This window comes from Paenibacillus qinlingensis (assembly GCF_013204845.1).
In the GTDB taxonomy this organism is placed as follows: Bacteria; Bacillota; Bacilli; order Paenibacillales; family NBRC-103111; genus Paenibacillus_E; species Paenibacillus_E qinlingensis.
Genome location: NZ_JABMKY010000013.1, coordinates 33066 through 45608, shown reverse-complemented (window position 1 = coordinate 45608; position 12543 = coordinate 33066). Strand labels below are relative to the sequence as shown.

13 protein-coding genes are annotated in these 12543 nt (G+C 44.0%); 7 read left to right on the top strand and 6 right to left on the bottom strand.

Translation table 11 applies throughout. The annotated features are described in order from the left end of the window. Positions 1 to 36 precede the first annotated feature (36 nt). Positions 37 to 1662: a degradosome RNA helicase CshA gene (cshA, locus tag HQN88_RS21820; protein ID WP_173116464.1), complete on the bottom strand. Its 1626-nt coding sequence runs from the start codon at positions 1660 to 1662 to the stop codon at positions 37 to 39. A 285-nt stretch (positions 1663 to 1947) separates the two neighbouring features. Between cshA and HQN88_RS21815 the strand changes: the two genes are divergently transcribed. The 7 genes from HQN88_RS21815 to HQN88_RS21785 all read left to right on the top strand — a co-directional run bounded on the left by HQN88_RS21815 (position 1948) and on the right by HQN88_RS21785 (position 7390). Continuing rightward, positions 1948 to 2484 (top strand): DUF4178 domain-containing protein, encoded by a 537-nt coding sequence (locus HQN88_RS21815; protein ID WP_173116462.1) that lies wholly within the window; start codon positions 1948 to 1950, stop codon positions 2482 to 2484. A gap of 90 nt (positions 2485 to 2574) precedes the next feature. Further along, positions 2575 to 3276, top strand: a complete 702-nt coding sequence (locus tag HQN88_RS21810; protein WP_173116460.1) for a DUF4247 domain-containing protein — start codon at positions 2575 to 2577, stop codon at positions 3274 to 3276. A gap of 149 nt (positions 3277 to 3425) precedes the next feature. After that, positions 3426 to 4247: a YitT family protein gene (locus HQN88_RS21805; protein WP_173116458.1), complete on the top strand. Its 822-nt coding sequence runs from the start codon at positions 3426 to 3428 to the stop codon at positions 4245 to 4247. A gap of 130 nt (positions 4248 to 4377) precedes the next feature. Continuing rightward, a complete protein-coding gene (locus HQN88_RS21800; RefSeq protein ID WP_056616326.1) occupies positions 4378 to 4572 on the top strand; it encodes a hypothetical protein in 195 nt (64 codons plus the stop codon). A gap of 123 nt (positions 4573 to 4695) precedes the next feature. After that, complete coding sequence (locus HQN88_RS21795) at positions 4696 to 4920, top strand: Sec-independent protein translocase subunit TatA/TatB (RefSeq protein WP_173116456.1); 225 nt, start codon at positions 4696 to 4698, stop codon at positions 4918 to 4920. Between the two features lie 183 nt (positions 4921 to 5103). After that, entirely contained in the window at positions 5104 to 6297 is a 1194-nt protein-coding gene (locus tag HQN88_RS21790; protein WP_173116454.1) for a putative glycoside hydrolase, read from the top strand. 136 nt (positions 6298 to 6433) lie between these two features. Next, positions 6434 to 7390, top strand: a complete 957-nt coding sequence (locus tag HQN88_RS21785) for a D-2-hydroxyacid dehydrogenase (protein ID WP_173116452.1) — start codon at positions 6434 to 6436, stop codon at positions 7388 to 7390. Between the two features lie 517 nt (positions 7391 to 7907). Here the strand turns inward: HQN88_RS21785 and serS are convergent. The 5 genes from serS to HQN88_RS21760 form a co-directional block, all read right to left on the bottom strand. After that, positions 7908 to 9188, bottom strand: coding sequence for a serine--tRNA ligase (gene serS, locus HQN88_RS21780; protein WP_173116450.1), 1281 nt, complete (start codon positions 9186 to 9188; stop codon positions 7908 to 7910). 300 nt (positions 9189 to 9488) lie between these two features. Continuing rightward, a complete protein-coding gene (gene pfkA / locus HQN88_RS21775) occupies positions 9489 to 10457 on the bottom strand; it encodes a 6-phosphofructokinase (RefSeq protein WP_173116448.1) in 969 nt (322 codons plus the stop codon). Positions 10458 to 10494: 37 nt separating this feature from the next. Beyond that, a complete protein-coding gene (locus HQN88_RS21770) occupies positions 10495 to 11520 on the bottom strand; it encodes a tetraprenyl-beta-curcumene synthase family protein (RefSeq protein ID WP_173116717.1) in 1026 nt (341 codons plus the stop codon). Between the two features lie 43 nt (positions 11521 to 11563). Next, entirely contained in the window at positions 11564 to 12196 is a 633-nt protein-coding gene (locus tag HQN88_RS21765) for a hypothetical protein (RefSeq protein ID WP_173116446.1), read from the bottom strand. A gap of 28 nt (positions 12197 to 12224) precedes the next feature. Next, positions 12225 to 12539 (bottom strand): hypothetical protein, encoded by a 315-nt coding sequence (locus HQN88_RS21760; RefSeq protein WP_173116444.1) that lies wholly within the window; start codon positions 12537 to 12539, stop codon positions 12225 to 12227. Between the last annotated feature and the right edge of the window lie 4 nt (positions 12540 to 12543).

Genomic DNA, 12543 nt, shown 5'->3' with positions numbered 1-12543 from the left:
GAGATCCTAGGATCTCCGCCTTTTCGTTGCTATATCTTATTTATTTACAAGTGTATCTTCACTTTTGCGCGGTGCTCTGGAACGATCACGATTTCCGGAGTTGTTGCTTCCGTATTCGCGGTTTCTTGAAGTTGAGCTGCTTCCGCCTTCTCTGTTTGAACCGTAATCTCTGCTATCCTTACGCGGGTAACGTGAGCCGCCACTGGAGGAATTGCCTGATCCTGAACCTGATCCACCGTAGCCGCCGCCACCTTGACGACGATCGCTTGAACCTGATCCTGAACCGTATCCGCCGCCAACACGTCTACCTGAGCTGCGAACATCGAATTTTTTCTTTCTTGCACGAATCGGATCTTCTGGTGTCAATTCGATATTAAGATCTTTCTTGTCACCTGTAAGAAGCTTCATCGCTGCTGCAAGTAAGTTAACGGAATCGTATTGCTCAAGCATTTGAATAGCTAGGCCTTTAAATTCGGAATGCTCTTCTTTTTGAAGCATATCCAAAATACGCTCAGCTGTCATTTTTTGTTTACCTTCTACCGCTTCAGCGACGCTAGGTAAAGGTTTTTTGTTAATTTTATGGCGTGTAACCTTCTCAATAAAGTGAAGGTGATCGATTTCTCGTGGCGTTACGAAAGTCCAAGCAGTACCTTCTTTACCTGCACGACCTGTACGGCCGATACGGTGAACGTAGCTCTCTGGATCTTGCGGAAGGTCAAAGTTGATAACGTGAGTAACACCAGATACATCAAGTCCACGCGCAGCAACGTCAGTTGCTACTAGAACATCAATACTGCCATCACGGAATTTTCTCATTACGTTATCACGTTGATTTTGGGACAAGTCACCATGAAGTCCTTCAGCAGCATAACCTCTTTTTTGAAGAGCTTCTGCCAACTCATCTACCCGACGCTTCGTGCGTCCGAAGATAATTGCTAGGTCTGGTGCTTCCATATCGATTAAACGGCTAAGAGCTTCGAATTTTTGTTTCTCATGCAATTCAATGTAAGCTTGCTCAATCAGAGGAGCGCTCACTTGTTTCGGGATTACCGAAACGTGTTCTGGATTTGTAAGGAATTGTTGTGCCAATTTCTGAATGTTCGTCGGCATCGTTGCAGAGAACAACATCGTGTGGCGTTCTGCTGGAACTAGTTTAAGAATAGATTGGATATCATCCATGAAGCCCATATCAAGCATTTCATCCGCTTCATCCAAAATAACCGTTTGAACATCATCAAGCTTGATTGTTTTGCGGTTAATATGGTCAAGAAGACGTCCTGGTGTCCCAATAATGATTTGTGGTTTCTTTTTCAAAGCACGGATTTGTTTGACGATATCCTGTCCACCGTAAATTGGCAAAGAACGAATGCCTTTGAAACGACCGAGTTTTTCAATCTCTTCCGCAACCTGAATGGCAAGTTCCCGTGTTGGACACATGATTAAAGCCGAAATACGTTCTTCTTTTACATTGATTTTGTTAACTAGTGGAATACCAAATGCTGCCGTTTTCCCAGTTCCTGTTTGTGCTTGCCCGATCAAATCACGGCCTTCCATGGCCAATGGTATTGTTTTCTCTTGAATTGGTGTGGACTCTTCAAAGCCCATTTCCGTAATCGCACGTAGTACCGATGCGTCTAAACCAAACTCCTGAAATGTTTTCAAATAAATTCAATCTCCTTTTGTACAGGGCAGGCTAATGCCTTGTATCTTTTTTACCCTTAAGTACGACTTCCTATCCGTCTCTATAGTTTCTTGGTGGAATACACTTTCGATTCGTCATCTTCCATGATCCAACTGGCCGCCCTTAAGAACATCTAAAATATTATAGCACAGGTGATACACACATTGCCAGTGGCTACTTTTAACGATTCGAACGAAACCGAATGAATAAGCAACTCGTATTAAAGGGGAGAACAATAAAACGGAATCGTACAGAGGAGAGTTTCTATGTCCATTTTTAAACGTGTCAGCAACATTCTACGAAGCAATAAGGAGCAACCACCTGCGACAGCATCCCTCGGCAATCCCCTAGAAGTCGCAAAGGTCGGCGATATCGTCAATGTAGACTTAGAGGAATATGTCATCTCAGGTAAGGTCACTTATTTTGACCGCGGATTCGCTCCACATCGCTATGCTTATTATCTACAAAGCGGTAAAAATATTCAGTGCTTGATTGTGGAAAAAGGCAGAACTTATGATTGCTTCTTATGCAGCTTCATTGAAGGAGCTCTAGATGATCCTAATGATGTGCCCACCCGATTAGAGCTAGACGGCGATGTCACTTTCGATTTGGAATTTCATCGCAACGACGTCTCACAGACTGAAGGCAACACCGATTTTCGCAGCGGCGATGATATTATCTTCTGGCGATATTTCGGACCGGACCAGCGCTTCTTCTTCCTTCAATGGCAGGATGGTAAGTTCGTTGCACTAGAAGGCGAGCGGACACCTGGCAATCAAATTAAATTTTTGAGAAATGTTTAAGAAATTTTTGAAATCGACACTGATGACGACCAAGCTATGTTATCATGAAAGCATGTTTCGGAAACACCCTGAAAGGAGGACTACCAGACAATGAAGAGATGGACTTCATGGCTTTCCTTCATACTAATTATCGCTCTTCTTACCGCATGTGGCGCAGATGCCGGACGTTATATCAAGGATGAATATCCGTTAGTAAGCGTTGATGGCAAGGGAACTACAATGTCCAAAGTTTACGCTGTTGAAGACAAGAACGTGCCAACAGTTGCCAATGAACTGGCTGCCAAAGAAAAACCCCAAGAGAAGAGTAAAGAATCCGAGGATCAGATGTTCCTTATTTATAAGGACAAGGTTATCAACATCCAGAAAGATCCGAGTGATAGTAACAATACATTAGTTCAGCTCGATAGCATTGAATATGCCAAGAGCCATTATGACTCCTCCTTCTTACAAGGTTATTTAACGGCCTCGCTGATTCAATCTATTTTCGGTGGCGGCTGGAATAACAACAGAGGATCATCTTATGACTACCGCGGCTACACAAAGACGCCGACTTACAAGGCAGGTACACCAACAACACCGGCTACCGGCTCCACCAAAGAGACGAAGCCTACTACGTCCGATCGAACGGGTGGATTCACGAGTGGTGCAGCTAATCCAAGCTCTGGAAGCTCCTCAACGGCACGTAAAAATGATGGTTCGACTACTAATAAAGTAACGAAGCCATCTACAACTAAACCGAGTACAAGCAAGCCAAGTACGACTAAGAAAACCGGCTCCTTCAAGCGCCGATAATTCTCACCTAGAAGCTGTTGTCCATCTCTTGGACACAGCTTTTTTTGCGTCTCCCACATTAATTAACCATCGTCTAAATAATGATTGCAGTTTTATAAGAATGAATTATACTTGCAATATGCTGCATACTATTTTAGAGGTGATTTGTTTTGAAAAAGGCGCTAGATGTCCTAATCATTCTAGTTGGCGCACTGCTTGTCGCAGTTGGCTTCAATATGTTTCTCATTCCCCATCAGCTGCTTAGCGGTGGAGTTTCGGGTATTGCCATGATTATTGGTTATTTTACAGATTATAATATCGGATTTCTTTATTTGTTGTTTAACATGCCACTCATGATTTGGGGACTCGTCTCCATTGGTAAACGTTTCATCATGATCAGCGTTGCATCTGTCGTCTTAACCACTTGGATGATGCAAATTATTCCCATGAACTTCGTAGCCAAAGATTCCATGCTAGGCGCTGTTTTTGGCGGTGTCCTTATTGGTATTGGCAGCGGAATCACACTTCGCATCGGCGGATCCAGCGGCGGTTTCGACATTGTCGGCCTGATTTTAACCCGGAAATACGATTTCCCTCTTGGCACCATCTTATCCTCGATGAACGGTATTGTTATCGTCGCACTAGGCTATTTTAAAGATAACTGGGACCTAGCATTATTTTCAATGTTAGCAATTTTCATTAGCGGGAAAACTGTTGATATGATACATATCCGCCATGTTAAAGTAACCGCGTTCATTGTAACGAAGCATAAGGATGCCATTATTAATAAGCTGCTCATGATCCCAAGAGGGGTTACTCTCATTAAAACGGAAGGTGCGTATACGAAGCAGCAGCATGATATGTTGATGACGGTTACGACGCGATATGAACTCGTGGAATTAAAGCGAATTATTAAAGAGATTGATCCGAAAGCGTTCGTGAATATTGTGGAAACGGTCGGTGTTGTCGGGGAATTTCGAAAGCCCAAATGATAAATAAGCCAACTGCCCCTTTATTCCATTTTGAATTGTGTTATAATGAATATAATTTCATATAGTTCTGGTTTTCATCGATGGTAGGTTCAGGCGTAGTTCTTATTCTAATCTTCTGATTGGAAGGGTGATGCTTGTGGAGACAGTCAAATTATCCAGGATTGTAATGAAATTAACGCCCGAGTTGTATCCCTCTTTAACCAGCAATGAGTTGGAATCCGAGATCGTGCTACGGTTCGGTATAGAGGCACTCGCAGCGGAAGATGTCATGGAAATTATTCAATTTAGCATTTCGGAACATCATAAGGACACCCTGTACCATTGAGGGTGTCTTTTTTTGGATCTCTTAGGCATATACTGTTATTAAAATTGTAATAAATAGGCTATATAGGTTATGATAAGTCCATGATATAATAAAGTAACATAAATTTTACTGGAGGTGTCTGGAATGGGAGCTTTATCTCCTTGGCACATCATTCTAATTGCGATCGTTGCCCTGCTTTTATTTGGGCCTAATAAACTGCCTGAGCTTGGTCGAGGTTTCGGCAAAATGTTCCGCGAGTTCAAAGATGCAACAAATGGAAACGGCGGCAACTCATCAGCGGATGATCAACCTACGACTACAAGGAAAGAAATTAACCCTGAAGTATCCAATAGTGAATCAAATAAGTAAGTCCAAGCACCTGGAGGCCAAGCTTCTAGGTGTTTTTGTTTTTTCCTACTTAAGACTGTGTACCACATGTGCCAAATGACTCATACAAGCTTCTACAAAAGCCTACAAATTTCCTCTGTGCGTAGTTTCCCGCTTGGCTTATAATGAAAGCTAGAAACAAGGATTGGAGTGGACTTATACATCATGGAAATATTACTCGCCTCACTTGCCCTTATCTGGGGCAATGTTACGGCCGCAAACCCCGATGCAAGCTTTGAACAGCTTGTGCAAGCTTCGCTAGATGCGAAGAACGCTGTTGCTATCGTTCAACCCGTCACACCTGCGACACCTACGGATGCAACGGATCCACTCGCACCTGTTAACAAGGTAGATCCACAGAAAGATGCTCCTGTCGTTAAAGGGATCTACTCCACTGCTCACAGTGCAGGCGGTTCACGACTCAATACGCTTGTAAAATTACTTGATGATACCGATTTGAATGCGATGGTTATCGACGTGAAAGATGACTGGGGTTACATTACTTGGGAAACAGGAAATCCCGAGCTCGATGCAATGGGAACTACTCAGAAAATCATTGGCAATATGCCAGGACTCATGACAACACTACAAGAACATAGCATTTATCCTATTGCTCGTATTGTCGTTTTCAAAGACACCATCCTTGCTAAGAAAAAACCGGAATTGTCTTTTGTTAATCCAGACGGCACACTATGGGATAACGGGAAAAAACCTGCTGACAGCTTTGTCAATCCATACAGCAAAGAGGTATGGGACTACAATATCGCCGTTGCCAAAGAAGCTGTCAAAGCAGGATTCAAAGAAATTCAGTTTGATTACGTTCGCTTTCCAGAAGGCTTCGAGAAACGATCAGACATTCTCAAATATACCAAAGATGAGCGTTCACGGATTGATGCGGTCTCTTCTTTCGTGAAATATGCGAGAGAGCAATTATCTCCACTGGGTGTTCGCGTCTCTGTCGACATTTTCGGATATGCAGCGTCTGTTCCGGCTGCAGAAGGTATCGGTCAAGATTTCGAGAAAATCTCACAGAATGTCGATGTCATTGCTCCAATGATTTATCCAAGCCATTACAGTACGGGTTGGTTCGGCTCCAAAGTACCTGATGCTGCACCTTACGCCACAATCAATGGTGCTTCCAAGGATACCAATAAGAAGCTTGAAGCCATTGATAAGAAAGGCTGGAAGCCGGTTATCCGCCCTTGGATACAAGATTTTACTGCTTCCTGGGTACCAGGCTATATTAAATACGGCAAACATGAATTAGATGAACAGATTCGAGCTTTGAAGGATAACGGCGTTAATGAGTATTTATTATGGAATGCCAACAATAATTACACCGCTAACGTCAATTATTAGTCGCCATTATGTCAGTACCCTGAGCGCATATATATGCGTTCCGGGTATTTTTGCATGCGGTCCGAGTTTACTTTCGGTTTCCATTTCATTTATCATGGTAGTAGTCATTTCGAATTTATAAAAGGGATGTGAAGATATGCTGAAAATAGTAGCTGTAACAGGCATGAATCTAACTTCTATGCAAGAGCAAATCCCTCCAGACTTGAAAGAACGCATCCAGTTTCATTGGTTTGCCTCTTCTAAGGATGCTGGAGACGTTCTCCCTGATGCTGATGTGATCATCTCAGCAGGTCGTTTACAGCCTGATATCGTCAGTCGCGCCCCTAAGTTGAAATGGGTGCAAACCTTATCCGCAGGCGTTGATAAATTGCCTCTGGCAGAGCTCGATCAACGTCAAGTGATTGTTACGAATGCCAGAGGTGTTCACACCATTCAAATGAGTGAATTCGCGCTGAGTCTCATGCTGCAATGGGTTCGGAAAGCTAATTTGCTTCATGATAATCAGCAGCAGCACGTGTGGGACAATCAAGTTCGCTTTGGTGAATTGCATGGTAAAACGATTGGTATTATCGGGGCTGGAGCCATCGGTGAAGCAGTTGCTCGCAAAGCCAAAGCGTTTGATATGTCAGTCATCGGCTTGAATCGGTCGGGAGTACCACAAGCCGCCTTCGATAAAACCGTTCACGGTGAAGATGGCCTACAATTGCTATTATCACAAAGCGATTTCATTGTCGTCCTGCTTCCAAGTACAGTGAAAACACGGGGCTTCTTGCAAAAAGAGCATCTGGCGCTTATGAAACCGAGTGCCTTTTTCATAAATCTAGCTCGCGGCGATGTCCTGGATGAACATGCTTTGATTCAAGCTTTGCAGGAGGGCAAACTTGCTGGCGCTGCGTTAGATGTTTTTGAGCAAGAACCGCTACCTGCTACTTCCCCTCTTTGGGGCATGAAAAATGTCATCCTAACCCCTCATATTGCTGGATCTTCTGAGCATTATACAGATCGCGTATCCACCATCTTCTATCACAATTTACGTGCGATGTTGGATGGCGGAGAAATGATCAACGTTGTGGACTTGTCAGAGGGTTATTAATTTGATAGCCAGATGCACATACGAACTCTAACGGACACGATGATCGTTATTTCTACACAAAAAGGATGTTTGTTAATCTAACGGACATGATTGACGTTATTGTGCGATTTCAACTCGAATAAAGAGCTAATTCTACTGAATAGCATCCACTGTGACCGTTAGAGTTTTAAAGGGGCATATATAAGCCAAATAGCGTCCTCTATGTCCTTTAGCGAATAAATTAGTGAGCTGGAACAGAAGAATTCGGGAGTTTGCGGTGTTCAGGTATTCGGGAGCTCAGGTATTCGGGAGCTCAGGTATTCGAGAGTTCGGGTATTCGGGGGCTCAGGTATTCGGGTGTTCAGGCATACGAGATTTCAAGCATTCGAGAGTTCAGGTATTCGAGAGTTCGGGTATTCGGGGGCTCAGAAGCTCGGAAGCAAGTAAGCACCGAAAATCTTAGCCAAAGCAAATCCGCCACTTTCAACAAATAGCCCCTTATCCTAGCGAATCACTTAGGATAAGGGGCTTTCTATGATTATGCGCGAATCTCTTCCAGTCCGCGCATGTATGGACGCAATGCAGGGGGAATATAGATCGAGCCATCCCCCTGTTGGTGATTTTCAAGCAGTGGTATAAGGATCCGCGGCGATGCAACGGCGGTATTGTTCAGTGTGTAGCAATAACGCAATACACCTTCTTGATCCCGATAACGCAAATTACTGCGTCGAGCTTGGAAGTCCAGCAAGCTCGACGACGAATGCGTTTCACCATATGCCCCGCGGCTAGGCATCCAGGTTTCAATGTCAAATTGCTTGTAGTTTTTGGCCCCCATATCCCCCGAACACACCGCTACAACGCGATACGGCAGTTCTAGACATGCAAGTAAATCCTCGGCATTTTGTGTGATCGCCTGCAGCATGCGATCTGCCTCATCCGCATTATTTTCGCAGAGAATCACTTGCTCTACTTTCGCAAATTGATGAACGCGATATAAGCCCCGTACATCTCTGCCCGCTGAGCCCGCTTCTTTCCTGAAGCAATTCGAAACGGCCGCTAGCTGGATTGGTCCCTCCGATAGATCGATAATCTCTCCTGCATAGTACGAAATCAACGGACCTTCCGAAGTACCCACTAACCATGTGTTGTCCTCAGGAAGCTCATATGTTTGATCTTTGCCTGCAGGAAAGAAAGCCGCATTCAGCAGTGTTTCCTCCCGTACCATGAGTGGCACATCCATGACCGTGAACCCACGATCCGTTAGCAAGTCAATGGCCAGTTGTTGGACAGCCCTGTGCAAATAAAGCCCCATTCCTTTGAGATAATAGTTGCGGCTGCCCGCGATCTTCACACCCCGAACAACATCGATTATGTTCAACGCTTCCCCAAGCTGAAGGTGATCCCTCATCTCGAAGTTAAAAGTCGGCTTATCCCCAACGACCTTCAGCTCTACGTTTTCTTGATCGTTCGCCCCTATTGGTGTATCCGGCGAGGCTAGATTCGGTATTTTCAGCATAAGATCCATGAACTTCTGTTCATACGCGTTCAATTCCGCTTCTAGTCGTGTTAAGCTCTGATTCCAGCCACGAACTTGCTCCTTCAAGCCTTCTGCTTCGGTAATTTTCCTCTGCGTCATTAGCGACGCAATTTGCTCCGAAGCACGATTGCGATCTGCTCGCAGCAGCTCGACTTGGCCCTGCAAGTCCCTTTTCCTCTCATCAACTACGAGCAGTTCCTCAACGTGGCATTCTACACCTTTTTGAATCGCTGCTGCTTTCACTTGATCTTGGTTGTTTCGAATCCATTTGACATCCAGCATAATCCGTCACCGCTTCCTCTTCGTATATGTGAAAAAGACAAAAAACGCCCTCAGTCCGATTGGGACGAGGAGCGTTCTGCTCGCGGTGCCACCCAACTTGATGATGACATGAATGGTCATCATCCGCTTGGTTCCGCGATAACGGGCGGTGCCGGTTTATTTAGAGAAGGACCTTACATCCTTCCGATCATGAACGTCTCCGAGTTGGAAGCTCTTCATAGACATGATGTCGATTTATACGTTGTTCGCAATTATAGCCGAAATGCAAATGAAGATCAATACCTCTGTACACAATTAGGCTTATTGAGACAAACGGCTTGCCAATTCATAAAGCTCCATGTTAAAACTACGTTTCGTGTTCACAACAAGATCGATATCCGTTGCCACTAGCTCACCTTTGATGATACCACAAGCTTTGGAAGAATCACCCTCCATTAGTTTGCGAACAGCAAAATCGCCTAGACGACTTGCCAAGATGCGGTCATTATGAGTTGGCGCACCACCACGTTGAATATGACCAAGAACAGTCACACGAGGCTCAATCCCGTTCGTTTCCGTGATTTGCTTCGCAATTCCTTCACCCGTTCCTGCTCCTTCAGCTACAAGGATAATACTGTGACGCTTGCCATGGTTGAAGTTATCCTTCATCCGATTAGCAACTTCAGTAACATCCACATCTACCTCTGGCACAATAATAGTTTCAGCACCGCTGGCAAGTCCCGCATACAGGGCAATTTCACCACAATGACGTCCCATAACTTCCACAACGGATGAACGTTCATGAGATGTCATGGTATCCCGCAGCTTATTAATTGCATCCACAACAATACTTACGGCTGTATCGAATCCAATAGTAAAATCAGTGAATGGAATGTCATTGTCGATCGTACCCGGCAGGCCCATCGTTTTGATACCCAACTTGCTAAGCTTGTTCGCTCCTTGATAGGAACCATCTCCACCAATAACAACTAGGCCGTCAATTCCACGTCTACGCAGGTTGTCTGCACCGATTTGTTGTCCTTCAGGTGTCATAAATTCTTTACAACGAGCCGTTTGAAGAATCGTTCCTCCACGCTGAATGATGTCACCTACGCTACGCAAGTCCATTTTACGAATATCATCGTTAATAAGACCTTGATATCCGCGCTGAACGGCATACACTTCTAGCCCATGGTATAATGCACTTCGAACAACCGCTCGAACCGCTGCATTCATACCCTGAGAATCTCCTCCACTGGTTAACACGGCAATTGATTTTACTGCTGACATATTAAATTTCCTCCCTCATAATTCTTGTGAATGATATTCATGATGTCGTACGGATGTACATGCTATTTATCCAGAAAAAAAGCCTGGTTAAAGGACTGTTTTTCATCAGACGCTTTGAAATTTTCTTCACTTGGTGTTGGCTGTTGACCTTAGGGTCAGATAAATAGAGAGCAAGCAAACCTTCGATTATCATACGATGAAATCTCGGATGTTCCAAGAACAAAATTTTACTTCTCGCCTCTTGGACAATGAAAGCGATTCGCTCTACTGTGGTATCTAACGAATCGTAGTAGGTACAGAAATTCAGGTCTCCACCTACAATATCTTCTTCCTGGTCAATTAAATAATCAAGCAAGATATGAAGTCCACAGACATAAGGAAAGTATGCTTCTCGAATGGATTGCACCTGCTTGTCCGTCAAATTCGGATCACACGCAGCCAGAAATAACATGAACATGCCTAACGTTGAACCCGTAGCAGCAGCAAACTCATTCCAATCAATCTGGCGATACTTATGGTGATGATTATCCCACCATTGATGCAGCTGCGGCTCGCGTAAATCCTTGCGAATATGCTTGTACACCTGCAAATCACAGTATAAGCCAACAAACTCTTTGACCTGGTCAGCCACTTTCAAATACGATGGCATCTGGCTTATTGAAGTCTGGCATTGCTGAACAAGATCTTGTAAATAACCGCCGTCTTCTTTCTCATCTCTGAACGCATAATAATCATGCAATGGCTTCGTAGGATCAACTGCATCAAGCATGGATTGGTGCAATTGCCGAAAATCCTTAGGATCTAGCGACGTACTTCGATCACACAAATTATCCAAGTAGTCACTGATCGACTGAAATGCGACGATCAGTGGAATAAGCACATGACGCATCGATAAATGAGCAGCTGCATACACAGCTCCTCCTTGACAATGAAATTGCTTCGTTGCAATGCTTGCTAGCGCTTGGGTTCGAAGCTCTTCATCGGGAATACTCGCCGCTTTACTTTTCCAGATGCTCAATTGTTCATTGACACCGGGTAAAATATAACGATATACACTGATCATTAATCGAATGGGCCCTTGCGGAACTTTCGCATGGCTCCTTATTCTACTTTTGTCCAATTGCTTCAAGTAAACTTCCTCCACAACTTTGTTCATAGCAGAATTGAAGTAATAATTGCATTTCAGATCGCTGTATGTGGCGTAACCAACTATCAACTGTAGGATTCTGAACAAGCGATACCTGAATTTCAATCACATCAATAAATACGTATGGATTCCAAACTGGCGATGTTACAAGTACTTCAAGCTTATGTCGAAGTGCTTCATTTTCCAATTCCATGAAGTCTTTGAGCGATAGATTATCTCTTACAAATTGGATTAGATTAGAAAAAATAGGATGATGACCAACATCATTAAACCAGTATTTCGCATTGCTATAGTCGCCTTCCATCCGATGCATAAGGGCATGCCAATAACTTCCGGTTGGATTCGTAATTTCCTGCGAGATATCATGAGATTTATCAAGGCTTTCATTGAGAAGAAATAGGCCCGCTTTAATCGCTAACCCATAGGGGAGCTGCTCAGGACTACCTTCCGTAATCAACGATGTAGAGAGACCTTCGATCCGCGCATCCATTGCGACATCCCACTCTTCAATTGGATAAAGCGCAGGGAGATGCTCCAGAAGTGGTTTCGCTATCGTTCCCAGCCAGTTATTCCCATCCTTATTGCTATGCATGCAGTCATTCTCCCTTCATTGACAACCATTAATGGTGGGTTTTTGATTCCAAATCCTGATTAGTTCGGAACCAGAGATGAAGATCATTTATGATTGAAGCTAAGTCAGCAATATCGGAATTCAAACGGCAGGAGGTTACAAAATCGTCTTCCTTATCGAGCTTATTTTGCTTTTCAATGATTTGTGCTTCCAATTTCATAATTCGATCCGGAATAACGCCTCGTATTTGTTCCCACTGTAATAAAAGATTTATGCGAACAGCAGCATCATACATATCCCACTCCAATTCCAAAACGGGAATCTCAATGCCGAGTCTCTCATCATACTGAAAATAGCTGTTCATTCCT